The following is a 23,139-nucleotide window of genomic DNA, read 5'->3' as shown; positions in this document are numbered from 1 at the left end:
GGCGCCGCTCAGACCTCGCGGGCCAGCGAGGTCGCGCTCATGTCCGGGTAGCGGTCCCCCGCCACCGCCGCCGCGATCGGCTCCAGCGACTCCCGCTCCGCGGCGGTCAGCTCGATCGAGGCGGCGGCCGCGTTCTCCAGCAGCCGGGACCGCTTGCGGGTGCCCGGGATCGGCACCACCGTCAGCCTGTGCACGGCCGCCCGGTCGTGCACCCAGGCCAGCGCCACCTGCGCCGGGGTGACCCCGTGCGCGGCCGCGACCGCGCGGACCGGCTCCAGCAGCGCCGCGTTCGTCCGGGCGTTCTCCCCGGTGAACCGGGGCTGGTGACGCCGGAAGTCCCCCTCGGACAGCTCCCCGGCCGCGTCCGTGAAGGAGCCGGTCAGGAAGCCGCGACCGAGCGGGGAGTACGGCACCAGGGCCACACCCAGCTCCGCCGCCGCGGGCACCGCGCTGCGCTCCACGTCCCGGCTGAACAGCGACCACTCCGACTGGAGCGCGGCGATCGGGTGCACGGCGTGCGCCTCGCGCAGCTCCGGCCCGGTCACCTCGCTCAGCCCCAGGTGACGGACCTTGCCCTCCTTCACCAACTCGGCCATGGCGCCCACCGACTCCGCGAACGGGACGGCCGGGTCCCGACGGTGCATGTAGTAGAGGTCGATGACCTCGACGTCCAGCCGCCGCAGGCTGTCCTCGACGGCCCGGCGCACGTAGGCCCGGTCGTTGCGGATCCCCCGGTACGCCGGGTCGTCGGTCCGCTCGATGGCGAACTTGGTCGCGAGGACGACCTCCTCACGGTGCGCGGCGAGGAACGGCGCCAGGAACTCCTCGTTCCGGCCCCGCCCGTAGATGTCCGCGGTGTCGAAGAGGGTGACCCCCGCCTCCAGGGCCGCGTCCAGGGTGTCGCGGGCCGCGGCCTCGTCGGTGTCCCCGTAGAACTCGCTGATCCCCATGCAGCCCAGGCCCTGTACGCCCACCAGCGGGCCACCGGTCCCGAGCTCCACCCGGGTGATCCTGCCTTCCGTGCTCATCGGCAACTGCCCTTCCCGTACATACCGATCTTGTGGTCGAGCACCGCGAGGGTGCCGTTCAGCTCCTCGATCCGCGCCAGCACGTCCCGCCGGGTGCGCTCCAACAGGGCGCGCCGCTCGGCGTAGGTGTGCTCCCCGGCGCGGACGAGCTCCGCGTACCGGACCATGTCGGCCACCGGCATGCCGGTGGTGCGCAGCTTGCCCACCAGGGCCAGCCAGTCCAGGTCGCGTCCGCTGAACCGGCGCTGACCGGAGTGCGACCGGTCCACGTGCGGGAGCAGTCCGATCCGCTCGTACCAGCGGAGCGTGTGCTGGGACAGGCCGGTGCGGGCCGCGACCTCGCCGATGGTGTACCGGGTCTCCGTCAGGCTCATGCCCCCACGCTAGAACCCTTGAGCGCACTCCAAGCAAGTAGGCTCGGGGCATGGAGAGCCTGCGGATCATCGAGAACTGGCCCGTGCCGACCGCCGCGGCGGCGGTGGTGCGCGCCGACGGCACCCTGGCCGGGCAGCACGGGCCGGTGGACCACCGGTTCCCGCTGGCCTCCGTGACGAAGCTGCTGACCGCCTACGCCGTTCTGGTGGCCTTCGAGGAGGGCGCGGTCGAGCTGGACGAGCCGGCCGGGCCCGAGGGCTCGACGGTGCGGCACCTGCTCGCGCACACCAGCGGGCTGGCCTTCGACGAGCACCGGGTGACCGCCCCGCCCGGGGAGCGGCGACTGTACTCGAACGCCGGTTTCGAGGTGCTGGGCGACCACCTCACCAAGGTCACCGACATCCCCTTCGCCGAGTACCTGCACCAAGCCGTGCTGGAGCCGCTGGGCATGACCGCGACCACTCTGGAGGGGTCCCCGGCCCGGGACGGCGTCTCCACGGTCTCGGACCTGGTGCGGTTCGCCGCCGAGCTGCAGGCCCCGCGACTGCTGGACGCCCGTACGGTCGCCGCGGCGACCTCGGTGGTGCACCCGGGGCTGAAGGGCGTGCTGCCCGGGTACGGCCACCAGGTCCCCAACGACTGGGGGTTGGGCATGGAGATCCGGGACGGGAAGTCCCCGCACTGGACGGGGCTGCGGTCCTCGCCGCGCACCTTCGGGCACTTCGGCCAGTCCGGGACGTTCCTGTGGGTGGACCCGGACGCGCGCGCCGCGTGCGTGGCGCTGACGGACCGGGCGTTCGGCCCCTGGGCAGCGGAGGTTTGGACCCCGTTCACCGACGCGGTGCTCACGGAGCTCGCCGGAGCCCGCTGAGACGAAGATCACGCGGCGAGTGGGGGTGTTCTGCCGGGTTCCGGCCGGAACATCCCGCTTGCCGGTGGGAAATCGCTCGGTAGATTCCGTTTCTCCATCGCCTCGGGGACACGGAGAACACCGGTGCGCACGCGCAGAATCTGGGTGACGGCCGGTGCCATCGCCACCGGCATCGTCGGCGTACTGGCCCTCCAGGGGGCGACCGGGCACAACGCCCCCGGCACCGTCGACGCGAAGCGTCCCCCGGTGTCGGGTCCGGTGGTCTCGAAGGTCCGCACCGCGGCCCTGGACGTGACCGGGGACCGCGCCTCCTACCGGGACACCGGCACCCGCCCCTTCAGCATGCTCGCGGTCTCCTGGGACGACCCGGACCGGACCGTGGACGGCCCGATCGAGGTCCGCACCCGCTCCCGGCAGAGCGGCGACTGGTCGGCCTGGCTGGAGCTGGGCTCCGAGGGCGGGGCCCGCTCCGACGGGGCCGCCCGCCCCGGGCTGCGCGGGGTCTCCGAGCCGGTCTGGGCCGGATCCTCCGACGGGGTCGAGGTCCGGGTCGCGGGCCGCGGCGGCGCCCTGCCCGCCGGCCTCCGCCTGGACCTGGTCGACCCGGGCACCTCCGCCGTGCTCCGCACCGGCCCCGTCGCCCTCGCCGTGGACGCCACCGCCGAACCCACCCCTCCCGCCGGGGACGGGCCCACCGGCACCCCGACCGACGGCACGGGCCCGGAGCCCTCCCCCGCCGGGAGCACTTCGCCGAGCACCGGCCCGGAGCCCTCCGCCTCCGCCACGCCCCTCCCCACCACGCCGACCGGCCCGACCCCCTCGGGGGCCGCCTCCGGTACCCCGACCCCGGGCCCCTCCGTCAGCCCCGCCCCCACCGCGCCGGTCTCCACCGTTCCGCAGCCGGCGGTGGTCAGCCGCGCCCAGTGGGGCGCGGACGAGGCCCTGAACGACGAGGCCCCGGGCTACGGCAAGGAGGTCAAGGCCGTCTTCGTGCACCACACCGCGCAGACCAACACCTACGACTGCGCCGATTCCGCGGCGATCATGCGGGGCCTGCACACCCTGCACGTGAAGACCAACGGCTGGAAGGACATCGGCTACAACTTCGTGGTCGACAAGTGCGGGACGGTCTTCGAGGGCCGCAAGGGCGGTCCGGGGCTGCCCGTCACCGGCGCCCACACCATGGGCTGGAACACCGACACCACCGGCATCGCGGTGATCGGCAACCACGTGGCCGCGGACGCCTCGGCCGCCGCCAAGACCGCCGTTGCCCGCGTCGCCGCCTGGAAGCTCGGCCAGTACGGATACGACCCGCAGTCCTCGGTGACGATGACCGCCGCCATCGACAACGGCAAGTTCAAGGCCGGGCAGAGCGCCTCCTTCCAGCGGCTCTCCGGCCACCGCGACGGCTACGCCACCGAGTGCCCCGGCACCGTCCTGTACGGGCAACTCCCGGTGATCCGGGGCTGGGCGGCCGGACCCCCGACCGGAGTGGCCGTCAACTCCGTGGTCGGCGCGACCCTTTCGGGTGCCGCCTACTGGACCCGCGGGCCGGTGACCGTGGCCTGGGGCACCACCACCCCGACCGCCCTGCTGAGCGCCCACGAACTCCTCGTGGACGGCAAGCCGGTGGCGCGCACCGCGGGCACCGCCGGTTCCGCGGCCACCACCCTGACCCCGGGCAGCCACCGGGTGCAGGTCCGTTCCACCCACCAGTCGGGCCGCACCGCCCTGTCCCCGACCGTGACCGTGGTCGCCGACACCACCGCCCCGACCTTCCCGACCAAGCCGGGCCTGGCCCTGCGGACCGGCACGGTGGAGACCACCGCGGTCCCGGTCACCCTCGGGTGGAAGGCCGCCGACACCGGGGCGCTGAAGGAGGTGCGGCTGACCGCGCCCACCAGGGCGACCCATCCGGCGACCGCCACCGGTGCCCCGCTCACCGCCAGGCCCGGTACCGGCACCACCTTCGCGCTCACCGCAGCCGACCAGGCCGGCAACACCGCCTCGGCCTCCGTGACCGGCACTCCGGTGCTGCTCCAGGAGACCGCGGCGGCCCGCACCGGCACCTGGAGCAGCCGCTCCTCCGGCAGCTACCTGGGCGGCGCCTCGCTCTCCAGCGGCACCACCGGTTCCTCGCTGACCTGGACCTTCACCGGCCGCTCGGTGTCCTGGATCGTCTCGCGGGCCGCCGGCTCCGGTCAGGCGCACGTCTACCTGGACGGGGTCAAGGCGGCCACCGTGGACCTGAAGTCCACGGCCACGCTCTACCGGAACGCGGTCTTCACCAAGACCTGGGCCACCGCCGGCACCCACAAGCTGAAGATCGTCGTGGTGGGGACGGCGGGCCGCCCGACCCTCACCACGGACGGCATCGCCTACCTCAAGTAGCCCGGGGGCCGTCCACCCGCCTCAGGGCAGCTCCCACAGGAGCAGTTCCCCCGGGGTGACGGCCCGCAGCGCCCACCCCTCGGGGCCGGTGAAGCGGGCCGCGTCCCCGGGGCCCAGTGGTCCGCCGCCGTCCCCGACCGGCGCGGCTCCCGGGCCCTCGGGCAGCAGCTCGCCGCGGACCACGTGCGCGTACACCCGGGCCGCCGCCGGCACCGGCACCCGCTCCCCCGCGGCCGGGCGGAGCACCCGCAGCACCGCCCCGGCGGCCGGCAGCGGGTACGCGCCGCCGGTGTCGGTCCCACCGCCGCTTCCGCTGAGGGCGCGGACCACCTCGTAGGAGGGGTCGCCGCCGGGCTCCAGCGGGGCCAGCCACATCTGCACGAAGCGGAGCGGGGCGGTGCCCTCGTTGCGTTCGGCGTGCCGCACCCCGGAGGCCGAGCTCAGCCGCTGGAGGTCCCCGGGGCGCAGCACGGTGGCCTGCCCGGTGGAGTCGCGGTGGGTCAGTTCCCCCTCGACGACCCAGGTGACGATCTCGGTGTGGCTGTGCGGGTGTTCGTCGAATCCGGCACCCGGTGCGAGGTGTTCCTCGTTGCAGGCGAGGACGGGGCCGAACCTGATGTTGTCGGGGTCGTAGAAGGCCCCGAAGGAGAAGGCGTGCCGGGTGGTGATCCCGGCCTCCGGGTCGCCGCCCCGGTACCGGTCCCCACTGCGCCGTACATCGATCATGGGGGTCACGGTAGCCCCGGCACTCCGCGGGGGCGGCCGGATAAGGCAGTCTTGTCCCCGTGCCCCACGCTGACCCTGAGCCCTCCCCGGCCGTCCCTCCCGCGTCCGCCGTGACCGCGGTCCACCCCGCGCACCCGCATGCGGCGACGCTCCGCCGGCTGGAGAAGTCCTCCGGCAGACTGGCCGCGAACGCCATCGCCAGGATGGACGAGACGCTGCCGTGGTACCGGGCGATGCCCCCGGAGAACCGGTCGTGGATCGGCCTGGTCGCCCAGGCCGGCATCGCCGCCTTCACCGAGTGGTTCCGGCACCCGGAGACCCCGCAGGCGATCTCGACGGACGTGTTCGGCACGGCCCCCCGGGAGCTGACCCGAGCGATCACCCTGCGGCAGACGGTCGAGATGGTGCGGACCACCATCGAGGTGATGGAGACCGCGATCGAGGAGGTCGCGGCCCCGGGTGACGAGTCCACGCTGCGCGAGGCGCTGCTGGTGTACGCGCGGGAGATCGCCTTCGCCACGGCCCAGGTGTACGCGCAGGCCGCCGAGGCCCGCGGGGCCTGGGACGCCCGGCTGGAGTCGCTGGTGGTCAACGCCGTGCTGTCGGGCGAGGCCGACGAGGGGGCGCTGTCCCGGGCGGCGGCGCTGGGCTGGAACTCCCCGGAGCACGTGTGCGTGGTGCTCGGGACGGCCCCGGACGGGGACAGCGAGCTGACCGTGGAGGCGATCCGGCGGGCCGCTCGGCACGCCAAGCTCCAGGTGCTGACGGGGGTGCTCGGGGACCGTCTGGTGGTGATCGCGGGCGGTAGCGACCAGCCGATCCAGGTGGCGAAGTCCCTGATCGGGCCTTTCGCGGCGGGTGCCGTGGTGGCCGGCCCGGTGGTGCCGGACCTGCTGACGGCGACGCGTTCCGCGCAGGCGGCGGCCGCGGGACTGAAGGCGTCCTCGGCGTGGCAGGACGCTCCGCGGCCCGTTCTGGCCGATGATCTCCTGCCGGAGCGCGCGATGGCCGGAGACCCGTCGGCGCGAGAGCAGCTGGTGGAGGAGATCTACAGACCGCTGGAGGAGGCCGGGTCGGCTCTGCTGGAGACGCTGAGCGTCTACCTGGAGCAGGCGAGCAGCCTCGAAGGGGCCGCACGGATGCTGTTCGTGCACCCGAACACCGTGCGCTACCGGCTCCGACGTGTGACTGACGTCACCGGCTGGTCGCCTTCCGACGTGCGTTCGGCGTTCACGCTGAGGATCGCGCTGATTCTGGGGCGTCTGGCCGAGGCCGATCCTCAGACCTAGACTTTTGTGAGACATCGACAATTCCCCCGACGGTTCTTCGTCCCTGTCCTCACGGGCGGTGCGGACCGTCCGCAAGAGAGAGTGTGAGGGTGCTCGTACTCGTCGCTCCCGGCCAAGGCGCTCAGGCGCCCGGCTTCCTGACCCCCTGGCTCGACCTCCCCGGTGCGGCCGACCGCATCGCTGCCTGGTCGGACGCCATCGGGCTCGACCTCGTCCACTACGGCACCAAGGCCGACGCGGACGAGATCCGCGACACCGCGGTGGCGCAGCCGCTGCTGGTCGCGGCCGGTCTGCTGTCCTCCGCCGCGCTGGACGCGCGGGCGTCCTTCGGCGCCGTCGCGGGCCACAGCGTCGGTGAGATCACCGCCGCCGCCTACGCGGGCGTCCTGGACGAGGAGACCGCGCTGCGGTTCGTCCGTACCCGCGGCCTGGCCATGGCCGGTGCCGCCGCGGTCACCGCGACCGGCATGGCGGCGCTGCTCGGCGGCGACCCCGAGGTCACCGTCGCGCACCTGGAGAAGCTGGGTCTGACCCCGGCCAACATCAACGGCGCGGGCCAGATCGTGGCCGCCGGCACCCTGGAGCAGATCGCCGCTCTGGAGGCCGACAAGCCCGAGGGCGTCCGCAAGGTGGTCCCGCTCAAGGTGGCGGGCGCCTTCCACACGCACCACATGGCCCCGGCGGTCGCGGAGCTGGAGGAGGCCGCCCGGTCCCTCGCCCTCGCCGACCCGGTGCTCACGTACGTGTCCAACAAGGACGGCGCGGCCGTCACCTCGGGCGCCGACGTCGTCGCCCGCCTGGTGGGCCAGGTGGCCAACCCGGTCCGCTGGGACCTGTGCATGGAGACCTTCAAGGAGCTCGGGGTCACCGCGCTGATCGAGGCGTGCCCCGGCGGTACCCTCACCGGTCTGGCCAAGCGCGCCCTCCCCGGTGTGGCCACGCTCGCGCTGAAGACCCCGGACGACCTCGACAAGGCCGCCGCCCTCATCGCCGAGCACGCGGCCTGAGAGAAGGAGCCCAAACGCATGTCGAAGATCAAACCTGCTCAGGGGTCTCCGTACGCCCGCATCCTCGGGGTGGGCGGCTACCGCCCGACCCGGGTGGTGCCCAACGAGGTCATCCTGGAGACGATCGACTCCTCCGACGAGTGGATCCGCTCCCGGTCCGGCATCGCCACCCGCCACTGGGCCTCCCCGGAGGAGACCGTCGCGGCCATGTCCGTGGAGGCTTCCGGGAAGGCCCTGGCCGACGCCGGCATCTCGGCGGAGCAGATCGGCGCCGTGATCGTCTCCACCGTCTCGCACTTCAAGCAGACCCCGGCCGTCGCGACCGAGATCGCGGACCGGATCGGCGCGGTCAAGCCCGCGGCGTTCGACATCTCCGCGGGTTGTGCCGGTTTCGGCTACGGCCTGACCCTGGCCAAGGGCCTGGTCGTGGAGGGTTCCGCCCGGTACGTGCTGGTCATCGGCGTGGAGCGGCTGTCGGACCTGACGGACCTGGAGGACCGGGCCACGGCCTTCCTCTTCGGTGACGGTGCGGGCGCCGTGGTCGTCGGCCCCTCCGAGGAGCCGGCCATCGGCCCCACCGTGTGGGGTTCCGAGGGCGACAAGTCCGAGACGATCAAGCAGACCGTGCCGTGGGACGAGTACCGCACCGGTACCGTGGAGCGGTTCCCGGCCATCACGCAGGAGGGTCAGGCGGTCTTCCGCTGGGCCGTATTCGAGATGGCCAAGGTCGCCCAGCAGGCGCTCGACGCCGCCGGGCTGACCGCCGACGACCTGGACGTCTTCATCCCGCACCAGGCCAACATGCGGATCATCGATTCGATGGTGAAGACCCTGAAGCTGCCGGAGCACGTCACGGTGGCCCGTGACATCGAGACCACCGGCAACACCTCGGCGGCCTCGATCCCGCTCGCCATGGAGCGGCTTCTCGCCACCGGTCAGGCGAAGAGCGGCGACACCGCGCTCGTCATCGGCTTCGGGGCGGGTCTCGTGTACGCCGCCACGGTCGTTACCCTCCCCTAGGCGTGCCGGATCTTCCGGGCCCGCCGCGCAGTACCCAGCAATACCGCACCACCCGTAGTCACCCCTATCGAAGGAGCGCCAACATGGCCGCCACCCAGGAAGAGATCGTCGCCGGTCTCGCCGACATCGTGAACGAGATCGCCGGCATCCCGGTCGAGGACGTCGAGATCGGCAAGTCCTTCACCGACGACCTGGACGTCGACTCCCTGTCCATGGTCGAGGTCGTCGTCGCCGCCGAAGAGCGCTTCGACGTCAAGATCCCGGACGAGGACGTCAAGAACCTGAAGACGGTCGGCGACGCCGCCGACTACATCCTGAAGCACCAGGGCTGAGTCCCACCGAGCGTTTGTCGCCACCCGGCGGTGGCGCCGTGACAATTCAGCACCCTCTTACACGTGGAGAAAGAATTCCTGTGAGCCCGACCAATCACACCGTGGTCGTCACCGGTATCGGCGCAACCACTCCGCTGGGTGGCGACAGCGCATCGACCTGGGAGGGCCTGCTCGCGGGCCGTTCCGGGGTCAAGCCCCTGGAAGGCGAGCGGTTCGCCGACCTGCCGGTCCGGATCGCCGCCCAGGCGGCCGTGGACCCGAGCGAGGTCCTGCCCCGCCCGCTGGCCCGGAAGCTCGACCGGTCGGCGCAGTTCGCGCTGATCGCCGCGAAGGAGGCCTGGGCGGACGCCGGTTACACCGGTCCCGCCGGCGAGGACTCCTCCGTGTCCCCCGAGCGACTGGGCACGGTGATCGCCTCCGGCATCGGCGGTGTCACCACCCTGCTCGACCAGTACGACGTCCTCAAGGACAAGGGCGTGCGCCGGGTCTCCCCGCACACCGTCCCCATGCTCATGCCGAACAGCCCCTCGGCCAACGTGGGCCTGGAGGTGAACGCCCGGGCGGGCGTGCATACCCCGGTCAGCGCCTGCGCCTCCGGCGCCGAGGCCATCGGCTACGCCGTCGAGATGATCCGCACCGGCCGTGCCGACGTGGTCGTCGCGGGCGGCACCGAGGCGGCGATCCACCCGCTGCCGATCGCGGCCTTCGCCAACATGATGGCGATGTCCAAGAACAACGAGGAGCCGGAGAAGGCTTCCCGCCCGTACGACAAGGGCCGGGACGGCTTCGTCCTCGGCGAGGGCGCGGGCGTCATCATCCTGGAGTCCGCCGAGCACGCCGCGGCCCGTGGGGCCCGCGTCTACTGCGAGGTGCTGGGCCAGGGCCTCTCCGCCGACAGCCACCACATCGCGCAGCCCGAGCCCACCGGGCGCGGGGTCGCGGCCGCCGTGCAGAACCTGCTCGACAACACCGGCCTGAAGCCCGCCGAGGTCGTGCACGTGAACGCGCACGCCACCTCCACCCCGCAGGGCGACAGCGCCGAGATCAAGGCGCTCCGCAAGGTGCTCGGCGACGACCTGGACCACGTGGCGGTCTCCGCGACGAAGTCCATGACGGGCCACCTGCTGGGCGGCGCCGGCGGCATCGAGAGCGTGGCCACCGTGCTGGCGCTGTACCACCGGATCGCCCCGCCCACCATCAACGTGGAAGAGCTGGACGAGGACATCGACGCGGACATCGTGCGCGACGAGCCGCGGCCGCTGCCCGCCGAGGGTCAGATCGCCGCGATCAACAACTCCTTCGGTTTCGGCGGCCACAACGTCACGCTGGCGTTCCGCACCGTCTGAACCCCACGGGTCCGCCGACCCGACGCACGACCGTGAGAAAGGGGGCCCCGCCCGGCAGTCGCCGGGCGGGGCCCCTCTCCCGTACGGGGACGCGGGAGCGGTGCTCAGACCACCTGGTGGAGCCAGCGCACCGGGGCGCCCTCACCGGCGTACCGGAAGGGCTCCAGCTCGTCGTCCCAGGGCTTGCCGAGCAGCCGGGCGATCTCGCCCTCCAGCGCCGTACCCTCCTCGGCGGCCCGGACCAGCGCGGCCCGCAGCCGGTCCTCGGGGATCAGGATGTCCCCGTGCATGCCGGTGACGGCGTGGAAGATCCCCAGGTCGGGGGTGGAGCTGTAGCGCTCGCCCTCGGCGGTGGCGCAGGGCTCGGCCGTCACCTCGAAGCGGAGCAGGTGCCAGCCGCGCAGGGCGGAGGCCAGCTTCGAGGCGGTGCCCGGGCGGGCCCGCCAGGACAGCTCGGTCCGCCAGGTGCCGGGCGAGGCCGGCTGTCTGATCCAGTCGAGATTCACACGTGCTCCGAGCACGCCCGCCACCGCCCATTCCACATGCGGGCAGAGCGCGCGCGGCGCGGAGTGCACGTACAGGACTCCACGTGTCGTCACCGGGACCTCCAGTGTGGGACGAGGTTCGCCTTCCCCAGCGGCCTCGTACCGGTGCCGCTCCCGAGGCCACCCATGGTAAACGCCATCGGGAGTGAATCTGCTGAAAACGGACAGTATGTGACGTGATGTAATTTACCGGAACCGATCCGGCATTACGCCACTGGAGGGATCCGGCCCGGGCGGCCGAGCCTGCCGTCCCTGGGGAAAAGCTACCGTGCGCCGGGGTGCCAGGTGTGACGTACGGTCGGTCCTGAGGCAGCGAAACACCGAGCATTCACTCAGCAGGACGCCGTGGACCGCCACGGGGCCACGAAGGAGGGGACCAGCGGATGCGGAAGACCGTGCGAACCGGGCGCCGGCGGACCGGCCTTGCCGGGACGGCGGCGCTCGCTCTGCTGATGACGGGCCTGTCGGCCTGTTCCTCCGGGCCCGAGGAACCCCGCGGCACCCCCGCCGCGGCCGGCGCCCGACCCCCCGCGAAGACCGCGCCCGGCTGGAAGCGGAATCCCGCCTCGGTGGCCGCGGTCGGCGACTCCATCACCCGCGGCTTCGACGCCTGCTCGGTGCTCGCCGACTGCCCCGAGTCCTCCTGGGCCACCGGCAGCGACCCGCGGGTCCACAGCCTCGCCACCCGACTCCTCGGCGCGGAGGGGGCGGCGGCGCGCAGCTGGAACTTCGCGCGGACCGGGGCCCGCATGGCCGACCTGCCCGAGCAGCTCGCCGAGGCGGCCCGGGAACGGCCCGAACTGGTCACGGTCATGGCCGGCTCCAACGACGCCTGCCGGATCACCGTGAAGGCGATGACCCCGGTGGCCGAGTTCCGCGCCGACTTCGAGAAGGGGCTGGCCGAACTGCGGGCCGCCCTGCCGAAGACCCAGGTGTACGTGTCGAGCGTGCCCGACCTGATGCGGCTGTGGGAGCAGGGCCGTGGCAGCCCGGTCGCCCGGCAGGTCTGGAAGTTGGGCATCTGCCCCTCGATGCTGGCGGGCCCCGAAGAACTCGACGCGGGCGCCTCGGCGCGGCGGGCGGCGGTACGGGACCGGGTGGTGGCCTACAACCAGGTGCTGGGCGAGGTGTGCGGGCGGGACCCGCTGTGCCGCTACGACGACGGGGCGGTGTTCCGGTACCCGTTCACGGCGGGGCAGCTGAGCCGGTGGGACTGGTTCCATCCCGGGCGGGACGGCCAGGCGCGGCTCGCGGAGCTCGCGCATCGACGCATCACCGAGCCGGTCTCGTGACCGGCGGGCCCTCCCCCACGATGCGCTCAAACGCCGCGCGGGCTTGAGGTGGCTTGTCCTTCGGCGTCGGGTGCGGCTCAGGGACCGGCGTGAGGGGGCTTCCCGTCCGCCGTCGGGTGCGGCCCAAAGACGCACTCAAACGCCGCGCGGGCTTGAGGTGGTTCGCCCGTCGGCGTCGGGTGCGGCTCAGGGACCGGCTTGAGGGGGCTTGGCGTCCGCCGCCGGGCGCGGCTCAAAGATGCGCTCAAACGCCGCGCGGGCTGGAGGTGGTTTCCCTTGGTGGGGGGACGGTCAGACGAAGGGTCACGGGGGCACATCCCAGCCCCGCCGGCGATTGAGGCGGCCCGAACCCGCGGGAGACGCCTGCCGCAGCCGCACCACCACAGTCGGCACCCAGCCCCGCCGGTGATTGAGGCGACCCGCCGGGCCGAGAGGCACGCCCCTGCCCCGCCGGCCAGGCGACCGGCGGGGGCTGTGGTCAGAGGGTGAGGGGCTCGGTCAGGCGGAGGTCGGAGACGGAGCGGCCGACCGCGAGGTCGTAGGTGCCGCCGATCCGCACCCAGGCCCCGCCCTCCTCGTCCCAGACCTCGAAGGCCCGCTCGGGCAGCGCGATCTCGACCTCGACGGTCTCGCCCGGCTCCACCCACACCCCGGCGAAGCCGGCGAGGGCACGGGCGGGCCGCCCGGCGGGGCGGCTGCGGGGCGCGAGGTAGACCTGGACGACCTCGCGCCCGGCCCGGCCCCCGGCGTTGCGGATCCGGACCCGCACGGTGTCCCCGTCGACCTCCAGGGCCTCGTAGGCCCACTCGGTGTAGCCCAGTCCGTGCCCGAAGGGGTACGCGGGGGTGAGTCCCCGCTGTTCGTAGGCGCGGTAGCCGATGTACAGGCCCTCCTGGTACTCCAGGACGCCCCCCTCGGGGGTGACCTCGGTGACGGGCGCCTCGGCGAGGCTGCGCGGCCAGGTGGTGGGGAGCCGGCCGCCGGGCTCGTGGGCGCCGGTGAGGACGTCGGCGAGGGCCGCCCCGCCCTCCTGGCCGGGGAACCAGGTCAGGAGCACCGCGGCGACCTGCTCCCGCCAGGGCATCTCCACGGGGGAGCCCGCGTTGACGACGACCACGGTGTTGCGGTTGGCGGCGGCCACGGCGCGGACCAGGTCGTCCTGGCGGCCGGGCAGGCCGAGTCCGGTGCGGTCGAAGCCCTCGGACTCCACGCGTTCGGTGGTGGCGACGACCACGACGGCGGTGTCGGCGGCGCGGGCCGCGGCCACGGCCTCCGCGATCAGCTCGTCGGGATCGCGGCGCGGGCCGAGGTGCAGCAGGGAGAACATGACGGCCTTGAGCGGGGCACCCGTCAGGTCGGGCAGGTGGTGGGTGAGGGAGACCTCGACGGGCTCCCCCGCGGTGAGGGTGACCCGGCCGCGTTCGCTGGGGGCGCCGAAGAAGGCTTCGAAGGGGTCGGCCTCGTCCCCCATGGCCTGGACGCCCTCCCAGAGGACGCGTCCGTCGACCGCCAGGGAGAAGCCGCCGAGCCCCCGGGTGCCGAAGGCGTGCTCGCCGGTCTCGCGGGGCACGAAGGTGCCGGTGACCTCGATGGTCGCCATCGTCTCGTAGGTGGCCCCGGCGGGCAGGTCCGCGCCGATCCACTGGACCTGTCCGGAGGGCAGGCTGCCCTCGCCGAGCACGGCGCCCTCGGCGTCGCGGCAGACGGCGCGCAGTTCGAACCCGGCGCCGGCGGGGACGAGTTCCTCGGAGGGGTCGGCTCCGGTGCGGTAGTCGAGGGCGTCCGCGGGGAGGACGGCGGTGAGGCCGTCGAGGGGGGAGACGACGTGCTCGGGGAAGACGGTGGCGGAGCCGCCGCCGAGGACCCGGGCCTCGCGGGCCGCGGCCCCGGAGAGGGCGACGGTGGAGCCGGCGGGGAGGGGCAGCACGGGGAGGCCCGTACCGGCCGCCGTGTCGGCCCCGGTGCCCGCTCCGTCACCGGCCGGGGCGCCCGTCCCCGCGCGGGCTTCGTTGCGCAGGAGCACGAAGCCGCGGCGGGCCAGTTCGCGGGCGAGTTCGGGGCCGTCCACGGGGGCGGGGGGTTCCGTGACCGCGGCGGGCGCCCCGTCGAGGAGGCCGGTCCGGGCGGCGAGCAGCAGGACGTTGCGGACGGCCTCGTCGACGGCGGACTCCTCCGCGCGGCCCTCGCGGACGGCTTCGGCGAGGGCCGGGCCGTAGACGGTCTGCGGGCCGGGCATGGCCACGTCCAGGCCGCCGTCGAGGTCCCCGGTGGTGGACCGGGCGGCCATCCAGTCGGAGACGTTGGCCCCGTCGAAGCCCCAACTGCCGCGCAGGACCTCGCGGACCAGGTGGCGGTGCTCGGTCATGGTGGTGCCGTTGACCCGGTTGTAGGCGGTCATGATGCCCCACGGGTGCGCGTTGGCGACGATGGCCTCGAAGGGGGCCAGGTACAGCTCGCGCAGCGGTCGGGGGGCGATCCGGTTGTCGACGGTGAAGCGGTCGGTCTCGGCGTCGTTGCCGACGAAGTGCTTGACCGTGGTGCCCACGCCGCCGTCCTGGACCCCGAGGACGTAGCCGGTGCCGATCTCGCCGGTGAGGTACGGGTCCTCCGAGTAGCACTCGAAGTGCCGGCCGCCGAGCGGGGTGCGGTGCAGGTTGACGGTGGGGGCCAGCAGGACGTGCACCCCCTTGCGGCGGGCCTCCTGGGCGAGGAGCCGGCCGGCGCGGCGGGCGAGTTCCGGATCCCAGGCGGCGGCGAGGGCGGTGGGCGAGGGCAGGGCCACGGAGGGGTCGTCGGCGGTCCAGCGGACCCCGCGGACGCCGACCGGGCCGTCGGAGAAGACCAGGGAGCCCAGGCCGATCTCGGGGAGGGCGGGCAGGGACCACATGTCCTGTCCGGCGAGCAGCCGGGCCTTGGTGTCGAGGTCGAGCTTGTCCAGGGCCGCTTCCACGGCTCCGGTGCGCGCCCGGTCCTCCTCGGTGGTCCGGTTCCGGTTCTTCTCTGCCACGGCCGCCTCCTCGTCGAGTGCTGTGCGGGATCCCCTTCATCCTGGACCGATTACCTGTAGTGCGGTAGGTAACGTTATCTTTTTGTGATCCACAGTGCATGGCGTACCGTCCGGTGGGGACCGATGCGGAAGGCGGGTGGCGGCGGATGGCGAGGGCCAGGAGCGAGGAGCGGCGCGGGGAGATCCTGCGCGCGGCGCTGGAGGTCATCGCGGAGCGCGGGTACCGGGGGGCCTCCCTCGCGGCGGTGGCCGAGCGGGTGGGGCTGACCCAGCAGGGGGTGCTGCACCACTTCCCGTCCAAGGAGGCGCTGCTGGTGGCGGTGCTGGAGGAGCGGGACCGCTGGGACACGGGCGGGGGCCCGCGGGCGGCGGGCGGGACCTGGCGGCTGGACCTGCTGGGCTCGCTCGTGGAGTACAACGCGATGCGGCCGGGGATCGTGCAGACCTTCTCGGCGCTGCTCGGCGAGAGCGTCACCGACGGGCATCCGGCGCGGGAGTTCTTCACCCTCCGGTACGCGCAGGTCAGGGCCGAGATGGCGACGGTGCTGCGGACGGAGTTCGGGGAGCGGCTGCCCTCCGGGCTGACCCCGGAGGCGGCGGCCCCGCTGCTGGTGGCGGTGCTGGACGGGCTCCAGTACCAGTGGCTGCTGGACCCGGAGGGCGTGGACATGCCCGCCGCGTTCCGGTCCTTCCTGACGCTGCTGCACGGCGGCCCGCCCCGCTGACCGGTCGCGGTGGAGGCGTACCGGGTGGGGCCGGGTCGTGGGGTCAGGCGGTGGGGTCGGCGTAGGGGTTGCCCGGGGTCGGGCCGTACGGGCCGGCCTGGGTGCCGTACGGGCCCCGGGCGGCGGGACCCCGGTCGTACGGTCCGGCCGGGGCGGTCCCGGTGCCGGGGGTCTCCTCCGGGGTCCGCGGGTCGGCGCCGGACTCGCCGGTCAGCTCCCGGGCCATCAGGGTGGCCCCGGCCACCGCGCCGGGCATCAGGAAGACCGCGACCAGCGGGACCAGGAAGGCGAGCACCAGCGGGACCCCGAAGCCGAGGACGAGCAGCCGGCGCTCGCGGAGCATGCCGAGCCGTTCGGAGAGCCCGATCTTGCGGCGCTGGAGGGCCACGGAGGCCAGTTCGTGGGTGAGGAAGTACCCGGAGACGCAGAAACCGAGGGCCGGGACCACGGTCTGGCCCACCACCGGGATGAACCCGCAGGCGAACAGCAGCACGCTGTACAGGGCCACGCGGAGCAGGACCCGGACGCTGTCCCGGGCCGAGATCCACAGCTCCCGCCACAGCGGCAGCCCCGACTCCGGGGCGTGTCCCCCCTCGGCGAGGTCGACCTGCTCGGAGAGGGACTCGTAGAAGGGCTGGCCGATCAGCAGGGTCACCGCGGTGAAGGTGATCACGCTGAGGAACAGGCCGAGGGCGATCACGAGGGCCGTCAGCAGGCCGCGGAACAGGCCGAGCCAGGGGTCGGACCAGTCGTCGGCGAAGGGCGTGGCCCAGGCCGTGAGCGAGTCGGCCCCCTGGAAGAGGCCGATGAGGGCCGCCGCGTAGAGCACCAGGGACACCAGCCCCGGCAGCAGTCCGAAGCCGAGCCACCGGCCGTGTCCGGCCACCCAGCGCTGTCCGGCCAGCAGGTACCGGAAGCCCCCCAGAAGATCGCGCATCGGGCCAGCTTAGGGGGTGGCCCCGACGGCCCCGACGGCGGAGGCCGCACCCCCGGATGCGGGGGTGCGGCCTCGGTGTCGGAGGACCGGACCGTACGGTCCGGCGCGACGGATCAGGCGACGGCGAGCTCGACGCTGATGTTGCCGCGGGTGGCCTTGGAGTACGGGCACACCTGGTGCGCCTTCTCCACGAGGTCCTTGGCCCGCTCCTGGTCCACGGCCGGGATGGACGCGACGATCTTGACGATGATGCCGAAGCCGTCGTCGTTCTTGCCGATGCCGACCTCGGCGGTCACGGTGGCGCCGGTCAGGTCGGCGTTCTCGTTGCGGGCGACCACGCCGAGCGCGCCCTGGAAGCAGGCGCTGTAGCCGGCGGCGAACAGCTGCTCCGGGTTGGTGCCCGCACCGCTGCCGCCCATGGCCTTCGGCGGGTTCACGACCACGTCGAGCTGACCGTCGTCGGAGGCGACGCGGCCGTCGCGGCCGTTCTCGGCGGTGGCCACGGCGGTGTAGAGGACATCGGACTGCTGGATGGACATGTGGAAACGATCCTCCTGGTTGTCACCACGACTCGCGCCCACGATCGCGGTGGTCTGGGGTGAGCTTAGCCGTTGAAAGAAACGATCATCTTTCCGGTGTTCTCACCGCGCAGCATCCCCAGGAACGCCTGCACCGCGCTCTCGATCCCCTGGACCGCGGTCTCGTCGTAGACCAGCTCGCCGGAACGCAGCCATCCGGCCACGTCCTGGACGAACTTCGGCTGGATCGCGGCGTGGTCGCTGACCAGGACGCCCTGGAGGCGGAGCCGCTTGCCGATCACCATGGCGAGGTTGTTCGGGCCGGGGGCCGGCTCGGTGTCGTTGTACTGGGCGATGGCGCCGCACAGGGTGGCGCGGCCGTTCAGCTTCAGGGCGCCGATGGCGGCCTGGAGGTGGTCCCCGCCCACGTTGTCGAAGTACACGTCGATGCCCTCGGGGGCGGCCTCGGCGAGCTGCCCGGCCACGGGGCCGTCCTTGTAGTTGAAGGCGGCGTCGAAGCCGTACTTCTCCGTGAGGACGGTCACCTTCTCCGCGGAGCCGGCCGAGCCGACCACGCGCGAGGCGCCCTTGATGCGGGCGAACTGGCCCACCAGGCTGCCCACGGCACCGGCGGCGCCGGAGACGAACACGGCGTCGCCCTCCTTGAAGGAGGCCGTCTCGAAGAGACCGGCGTAGGCGGTCAGGCCCGGCATGCCGAGGACGCCCAGGTAGGCGGAGAGCGGGGCGAGGTCGGGGTCGACCTTGGTGGCGTGCGCCGCGTCCACGTCGGCGTACTCGCGCCAGCCCAGCCCGTGCAGCACGTGGTCGCCCACGGCGAAGCCCTCGGCGGCGGAGGCCACGACCACGCCGACCGCCCCGCCGTCCATGGGCCGGTCCAGCTGGAAGGGCGGCACGTAGGACTTCACGTCGTTCATCCGGCCGCGCATGTACGGGTCCACGGACATGTGGAGGTTGCGGACCAGGATCCGGCCCTGCTCCGGAGCCGTGACGGGCACCTCGCGGAGGGCGAAGTCCTCGGCGGTGGGCCAGCCCTGCGGACGGGCGACCAGGTGCCACTCGCGGCTGACGGCGGGAAGCGAGACCTCGGACATGACAGCTCCAATTACTTGAGAACCCGGATACTTAAGCAAGTGAAACAACCATGCGCCTAGATATTTCATGTTGTCAAGTAATAGAGTGGGGTCATGCCCCCTCGCGCAGATCCCCTGACCCTCGAGGTCGTCGAGCTGATCGGCGCCGTGGTCGCCCGCCACCACGAGGAGTACGAGCGGGCCGCCGCCGGGCACGGGCTGACCGGCGCGCAGGCCAGGGTGCTGAGCCTGCTGGCGCGGGAACCGCTGCCGATGCGACGGATCGCGCACCAGCTCAAGTGCGAGCCCTCGAACATCACCGGGATCGTGGACCGACTGGAGGCCCGCGGCCTCGCCGAGCGGCACCCCGACCCCGCCGACCGCCGGGTCAAGCTCGCCGCCGCCACCGAGGAGGGGCTGCGCACCGCCGCCCTGCTCCGCGACGCCCTCGACTTCGCCCGCGAACCGCTGGCCGCCCTGGACACCGCGGACCGCACCGCCCTCCGCGACCTCCTCCGCCGCATGCTGGAGGGCTGACCGGAACCGGCCGCACCGGCGAGGCGCGGGTCCGCGAGGGGCGGGGGAAGTCACAGACGCACCAAGGGCCTCTTAAACATCAACAACCTCAGCCATTGCCGTGGCATTCGGGTGATTCCTGCGCATGAACTGATTTGCCAGTGCCTAAGATCCACCTCCATGACAGCAAGCCATGAGGACCCGACCGACTCGGGAACGGCGGAGGTCGTCGTCCTCGGGGCCGGTCCCGCCGGGCTGGTGCTCGGCAACCTCCTGCGGGCCGCCGGGATCGACTGCGTGGTCCTGGAACGCGCCGACCCCGAGCGCCTGCGGACCAGGGCCCGCGCCGGGTACCTCGCCGAACACACCGTCAGGCTCCTCGACCGGCACGGGCTGGCGGCGGGGGCACTGGAGCGGGGACAGCGTCACGGCGTCTGCGAGTTCCGTACCGAGAACAATCGTTTCCGCCTCGACTACTCCGGGCTCGGCAAGGGCGAGGTCCACATCGTCCACCCGCAGCAGGAGCTCGTCGGCGACCTCCTCGACCACTACACCGCCGCCGGGGGCCGGATCCTCTTCGGAACGGAGGCGGTGGCCGTCCACGGGGCCGACGGACCCACCCCGTTCGTCGACGTGCGCGGCCCCGACGGCCGCCCCGGGCGCTGGACGGCCCGGTACGTCGCGGGATGCGACGGCCGCTACGGAGCCGGTCGCCGCGCCATGCCCGCGGAGACGGCCCGCCACCACCGCGACCACGGCGTCACCTGGCTCGGACTCCTCGCCGAGGCCCCGCCCAGCCTGGACGCCGTCGGGTACGCCCTGCACCCGCGCGGCTTCGCCGGGCACATGGCCCGCTCCGCGAACGTCACCCGCTATTACCTCCAGGTCGAACCCGGCACCGACCCGGACTCCTGGTCCGAGGACCGGATCTGGGAGGAGCTGGAGCTGCGGCTCGGCGCGGCCCACCACGGCCCGCTGCGGCGCGGACCGATCCTCCAACGGACCGTGGTGGACCTGGAGTCGGACGTGCTGGAACCGCTCCGGCACGGCTCGCTCCTCCTCGCCGGGGACGCCGCGAGCCTGATCAGCCCCTCGGCCGCCAAGGGCGCGAACCTCGCCGTCCTGGAGGCCGAACTCCTCGCCCGCGCCCTGGTCTCCGCCCTGCGCGAGGAGGACCCCGCCGGACTCGACGGCTACTCCGCCGCCTGCCTGGAGCACATCTGGCGGGCGCAGGAGTTCTCGCACTGGATGATCCGGCTGCTGCACCCCGACCCGGAGGCCCCGGCCGCCGACGGTCGCGTCCCGTTCACCGACCGACTGCGGGCCTCCCGCGTCGAATCCCTGCGCACCTCGCGGGCCCTCCAGGACTGGTTCGCCGAGAACTACACCGGGATCTGACCGCCGGACCCGGACCCGGCCCTCCCCCAGCCCCGCTCCCCCGTCCCGCAGGCCCGTCCCTCAGCCCCGTCGTGGCCCGGCGGGGCGCTCCGCCCTGCCCGCCCGGGCCCACCGCCGTCCCGTCCCCCTCCCCCCCTCCTCCGTCTCCCTCTCCGCTGTCCCCTCCTCTTGGCCCCCTCCCCCTGCCCGCCTCGGTCCTGAGGCGGTGCCCCCGCCCGCCCCCGTTGAGGACGTCCCCCCATGACGACACCCACCACCGCCCCCGCGGCCACCCTCCTCCCCGACGACACCACCCGGCTCCGGGCCGCGGCCGCCTTCGTGCGCGACCAGGAGACCCCCGCCCTGCTCCGGCTGCTGCTGCCGGGGCTCGACGGTCCGGAGCTGCGCGCGCTCGCCGACCGCTGCCGCTTCGCACACGCCGCCCTCCTCGTCTTCCCGCCCGACGGACCCGCGCTCCGGACCCTGCTGACCGCGGCGGGGCTGGCCGGCGATCCGGTGACCATGCCGAGCGTGGTGGTCCGGGACCGGCTCGCGCTGCGCCACGGCCGCGACGCCGCCGGGCTGGACGTGCGGATCCTGCGTCCGGACGTGCTCTGCGCCGACGGCGAGCGGAGGGTGGTGGAGGTCTTCGCCCTGCCCGCGCCCCCCGGCTCGGGACTGGCCGAGCTGGCCGCGGCGGAGCGGGCCGCCGAGCACGAGGCGCACCTGGCCTTCGAGGTGCTGCGGCCGGACCCGCTGGTCCTGCGCGGGCTGTGCGCGCTGTTCGCCCGGTACGGGGCGCTCCCGGACGGCGGCGGCTACAACCCGCACGAGGACGGCACCGTCTTCTACTTCACCGCGCCCGAGGAGTCCAAGGCCGGGTACCGGCGGGTGGAGCTGTACGCGGCGGGCGACCACCGCGACCTGCTGGCCCCGCACCTCGATGCCCACCGGTCCCGACAGCCCGCCGAAACGCTCCTGCGGCTGATGACGGGCGCCTGGACCACCCAGGCCCTGGCGGCCTGCGCGCAGCTGCGGTTGCCGGAGGCGATGTCCGGGACGGCCCCCTCCGACGGGGTGCCGGCCCGCGCCGCCGCCGACGGGACCGGGAGGACCGCGGCCGGTGGCGGCCGTCCCGCCCTCGACGTGGCCGTGCTGGCGCGGGCCGTGGGCGCCGATCCGGAGAGCCTGGGCACGCTGCTGCGCTACCTGGCCATGGTGGGCGTGGTGGAGCAGGACCCGGGGGGCCGGTTCCGGCTGACCGGTTCGGGGGCGCTGTTGCGGGCGGACGCCGCCGGGTCGATGCGGTCGCTGGCCCTGATGTACGGGGGCGCCTTCTACCAGTCCTTCGCCCTGCTGGCGGACGCGGTGCGGACCGGGGTGACGGGCTTCGAGCAGCTCTTCGGCGAGAACCATTTCGACTACTTCGCCCGCCACCCCGACCTGGCCGAGCGCTTCGACCAGTCCATGGCGGCGAGTGCCCGGATGTTCGAGCCGCTGCCCGCGCACCCGGTGATCACCGCGGCGGCGGCCGGTCCGGGTCCCCGCACGGTGGTGGACGTGGCCGGGGGTACGGGCGGCCTGTTGGGCCGGATCCTCGCGGCCCGGCCGCAGCTGCGGGGCCTGCTGTTGGAGCGGGCCCACGTGGTGGAGGCGGCCCGGCGGCAGTTGGACGCGGCCGGGGTCGGGGACCGCTGCGGCTACCGGACGGGAGACTTCGCCGACGTGCCGGGCGGCGGTGACGTGTACGTGTTGTCGCGGGTGCTGCACGACTGGGACGACGACCGGTGCCGGGAGATCCTGGGGCACTGCGCGCGGGCGATGCCGGAGCACGCGGACCTGCTGATCGTGGAGCGACTGCTGCCGGAGGACGGTTCGCCCTCGTTGGCCACGGCCTGGGACCTGCACATGATGTGCAACGTCGGTGGTCGGGAACGGCGGCTGGGCCACTACGCCGCCCTGTTGGAGGACGCGGGGCTGCGGTTGGTCGGAAGCGGCCCGCTGCCGTTGGGGGCGAGCGTCCTGCACGCCCGGCGGGCGGAGTCCGGGCCGGCCCGGCACCCGGGTCCGCCCCGTCAGCGCTGACGGGAACGCAGGCGGGACCACCGGCCTCGGCCGTGTCGGCGCGCCGGGATCAGACGCACCACCACAGGAACCAGTCGCAGGTGGGCTCGGGCTCCGGCTCCTTCGTCGGCTTGGGTTCGGGCTTCGGCTTCGGCTTGGGCTTCGCGGTCGGCTCCGTCCCGCCCGGGGACGGGGTGGCGCGGGGGCCGCGCGAGCCCTCGGCCCGCGGGGTGGCGGGGGCCGAGGCCCGGCCGGGGCGGGCGTCGGCGCCGGTGGAGGGCCCGCCCTCGGGAGCCTCGGGGCCGGGTGCGGCCGGGCTGCCGGTGGCGCCCGGTTGCGTCGGGGCCACGGGCTCCCCGCTGCCGTCCCCGGGCGGCCCGGACTCCTCCGGGCCGTCGGTGGCCGCCGCGGTCGCGGGGTCCGCGGCCGGGTCGGGGCGGTCGGGCGCGGTGGGGTCGGTGGCCGCGGCGGCGGGCGGCGGCACGGGGGCCACCGGCAGGCCGGTGGCGGTCTCGTCCTCGCGGACCAGGGTCGCGGCGCGGTCGACCTGCGGTCCGGCGTCGGCGAGTCGGGTCACGGCCAGGGAGCCGCCGAACACGCCCTGCAGATCGACGCGATGGCCGTGGCCGGGTCCGACGGCACCTCCTTCGAGGCGGTGCTGACCTGGCCCTCGGAGCTGGTC

21 protein-coding genes are annotated in these 23,139 nt (G+C 73.9%); 12 read left to right on the top strand and 9 right to left on the bottom strand.

Annotation, left to right across the window (positions count from 1 at the left end):
* Positions 1 to 8: 8 nt before the first annotated feature.
* Positions 9 to 1,028: an aldo/keto reductase gene (locus ABTZ17_RS28180; RefSeq protein WP_352198556.1), complete on the bottom strand. Its 1,020-nt coding sequence runs from the start codon at positions 1,026 to 1,028 to the stop codon at positions 9 to 11.
* Positions 1,025 to 1,402 carry a MerR family transcriptional regulator gene (locus ABTZ17_RS28175; RefSeq protein WP_352198555.1) on the bottom strand — a complete coding sequence of 126 codons (378 nt, stop codon included), beginning with the start codon at positions 1,400 to 1,402 and terminating at the stop codon, positions 1,025 to 1,027. Before ABTZ17_RS28175 ends, ABTZ17_RS28180 begins: the two co-directional genes overlap by 4 nt.
* 50 nt (positions 1,403 to 1,452) lie before the next feature.
* Between ABTZ17_RS28175 and ABTZ17_RS28170 the strand changes: the two genes are divergently transcribed.
* Both ABTZ17_RS28170 and ABTZ17_RS28165 read left to right on the top strand, forming a co-directional pair.
* On the top strand, positions 1,453 to 2,274 hold the full coding sequence (locus ABTZ17_RS28170; protein WP_352198554.1) for a serine hydrolase domain-containing protein: 822 nt from the start codon (positions 1,453 to 1,455) through the stop codon (positions 2,272 to 2,274).
* 123 nt (positions 2,275 to 2,397) lie between these two features.
* Positions 2,398 to 4,665, top strand: coding sequence for an N-acetylmuramoyl-L-alanine amidase (locus ABTZ17_RS28165; RefSeq protein WP_352198553.1), 2,268 nt, complete (start codon positions 2,398 to 2,400; stop codon positions 4,663 to 4,665).
* A 21-nt stretch (positions 4,666 to 4,686) separates the two neighbouring features.
* Here ABTZ17_RS28165 and ABTZ17_RS28160 read toward each other — a convergent pair whose 3' ends face one another.
* Positions 4,687 to 5,391 carry a pirin family protein gene (locus ABTZ17_RS28160; protein WP_352198552.1) on the bottom strand — a complete coding sequence of 235 codons (705 nt, stop codon included), beginning with the start codon at positions 5,389 to 5,391 and terminating at the stop codon, positions 4,687 to 4,689.
* A gap of 110 nt (positions 5,392 to 5,501) precedes the next feature.
* On the opposite strand from ABTZ17_RS28160, the gene ABTZ17_RS28155 reads away from it, so the two are divergent.
* The 5 genes from ABTZ17_RS28155 (at position 5,502) to fabF (ending at position 10,385) form a co-directional block, all read left to right on the top strand.
* Entirely contained in the window at positions 5,502 to 6,680 is a 1,179-nt protein-coding gene (locus ABTZ17_RS28155; RefSeq protein ID WP_352198551.1) for a PucR family transcriptional regulator, read from the top strand.
* Positions 6,681 to 6,769: 89 nt separating this feature from the next.
* Positions 6,770 to 7,687, top strand: a complete 918-nt coding sequence (locus ABTZ17_RS28150) for an ACP S-malonyltransferase (protein ID WP_352198550.1) — start codon at positions 6,770 to 6,772, stop codon at positions 7,685 to 7,687.
* 18 nt (positions 7,688 to 7,705) lie between these two features.
* On the top strand, positions 7,706 to 8,707 hold the full coding sequence (locus ABTZ17_RS28145) for a ketoacyl-ACP synthase III (protein WP_352198549.1): 1,002 nt from the start codon (positions 7,706 to 7,708) through the stop codon (positions 8,705 to 8,707).
* Between the two features lie 83 nt (positions 8,708 to 8,790).
* On the top strand, positions 8,791 to 9,039 hold the full coding sequence (locus ABTZ17_RS28140) for an acyl carrier protein (protein WP_352198548.1): 249 nt from the start codon (positions 8,791 to 8,793) through the stop codon (positions 9,037 to 9,039).
* 80 nt (positions 9,040 to 9,119) lie between these two features.
* Complete coding sequence (gene fabF, locus ABTZ17_RS28135) at positions 9,120 to 10,385, top strand: beta-ketoacyl-ACP synthase II (RefSeq protein WP_352198547.1); 1,266 nt, start codon at positions 9,120 to 9,122, stop codon at positions 10,383 to 10,385.
* Between the two features lie 104 nt (positions 10,386 to 10,489).
* On the opposite strand, the gene ABTZ17_RS28130 is transcribed toward fabF, so the two are convergent.
* Entirely contained in the window at positions 10,490 to 10,984 is a 495-nt protein-coding gene (locus tag ABTZ17_RS28130) for a DUF3145 domain-containing protein (RefSeq protein ID WP_352198546.1), read from the bottom strand.
* Between the two features lie 329 nt (positions 10,985 to 11,313).
* Between ABTZ17_RS28130 and ABTZ17_RS28125 the strand changes: the two genes are divergently transcribed.
* On the top strand, positions 11,314 to 12,222 hold the full coding sequence (locus tag ABTZ17_RS28125; RefSeq protein ID WP_352198545.1) for an SGNH/GDSL hydrolase family protein: 909 nt from the start codon (positions 11,314 to 11,316) through the stop codon (positions 12,220 to 12,222).
* A 478-nt stretch (positions 12,223 to 12,700) separates the two neighbouring features.
* Here the strand turns inward: ABTZ17_RS28125 and ABTZ17_RS28120 are convergent, their stop codons facing one another.
* On the bottom strand, positions 12,701 to 15,229 hold the full coding sequence (locus tag ABTZ17_RS28120; RefSeq protein ID WP_352198544.1) for a glycoside hydrolase family 3 protein: 2,529 nt from the start codon (positions 15,227 to 15,229) through the stop codon (positions 12,701 to 12,703).
* A 146-nt stretch (positions 15,230 to 15,375) separates the two neighbouring features.
* On the opposite strand from ABTZ17_RS28120, the gene ABTZ17_RS28115 reads away from it, so the two are divergent.
* Complete coding sequence (locus ABTZ17_RS28115; RefSeq protein WP_352198543.1) at positions 15,376 to 15,954, top strand: TetR/AcrR family transcriptional regulator; 579 nt, start codon at positions 15,376 to 15,378, stop codon at positions 15,952 to 15,954.
* Between the two features lie 43 nt (positions 15,955 to 15,997).
* Here the strand turns inward: ABTZ17_RS28115 and ABTZ17_RS28110 are convergent, their stop codons facing one another.
* From ABTZ17_RS28110 to ABTZ17_RS28100, 3 genes are all read right to left on the bottom strand, one after another.
* Positions 15,998 to 16,891 (bottom strand): EI24 domain-containing protein, encoded by an 894-nt coding sequence (locus tag ABTZ17_RS28110; protein ID WP_352198542.1) that lies wholly within the window; start codon positions 16,889 to 16,891, stop codon positions 15,998 to 16,000.
* A 113-nt stretch (positions 16,892 to 17,004) separates the two neighbouring features.
* Entirely contained in the window at positions 17,005 to 17,430 is a 426-nt protein-coding gene (locus tag ABTZ17_RS28105; protein ID WP_352198541.1) for an organic hydroperoxide resistance protein, read from the bottom strand.
* 65 nt (positions 17,431 to 17,495) lie between these two features.
* The gene (locus ABTZ17_RS28100) at positions 17,496 to 18,521 is read right to left on the bottom strand and encodes an NADP-dependent oxidoreductase (RefSeq protein WP_352198540.1); all 1,026 of its coding nucleotides are present in this window, start codon (positions 18,519 to 18,521) and stop codon (positions 17,496 to 17,498) included.
* Between the two features lie 93 nt (positions 18,522 to 18,614).
* Between ABTZ17_RS28100 and ABTZ17_RS28095 the strand changes: the two genes are divergently transcribed.
* The 3 genes from ABTZ17_RS28095 to ABTZ17_RS28085 all read left to right on the top strand — a co-directional run bounded on the left by ABTZ17_RS28095 (position 18,615) and on the right by ABTZ17_RS28085 (position 22,478).
* Positions 18,615 to 19,037 (top strand): MarR family winged helix-turn-helix transcriptional regulator, encoded by a 423-nt coding sequence (locus tag ABTZ17_RS28095; protein ID WP_352198539.1) that lies wholly within the window; start codon positions 18,615 to 18,617, stop codon positions 19,035 to 19,037.
* Positions 19,038 to 19,196: 159 nt separating this feature from the next.
* Positions 19,197 to 20,414, top strand: coding sequence for a 4-hydroxybenzoate 3-monooxygenase (locus ABTZ17_RS28090; RefSeq protein WP_352198538.1), 1,218 nt, complete (start codon positions 19,197 to 19,199; stop codon positions 20,412 to 20,414).
* A gap of 240 nt (positions 20,415 to 20,654) precedes the next feature.
* The gene (locus ABTZ17_RS28085) at positions 20,655 to 22,478 is read left to right on the top strand and encodes a methyltransferase (RefSeq protein ID WP_352198537.1); all 1,824 of its coding nucleotides are present in this window, start codon (positions 20,655 to 20,657) and stop codon (positions 22,476 to 22,478) included.
* Positions 22,479 to 22,527: 49 nt separating this feature from the next.
* On the opposite strand, the gene ABTZ17_RS28080 is transcribed toward ABTZ17_RS28085, so the two are convergent.
* Positions 22,528 to 23,139, bottom strand: a 612-nt coding sequence (locus ABTZ17_RS28080; RefSeq protein ID WP_352198536.1) for a hypothetical protein, incomplete at its 5' end; no start/stop codon positions are given.

The sequence above is a fragment of the Streptomyces sp. NPDC097619 genome, assembly GCF_040302735.1.
Lineage (GTDB): Bacteria > Actinomycetota > Actinomycetes > Streptomycetales > Streptomycetaceae > Streptomyces.
This window is presented reverse-complemented; position numbering and strand designations above follow the sequence as displayed.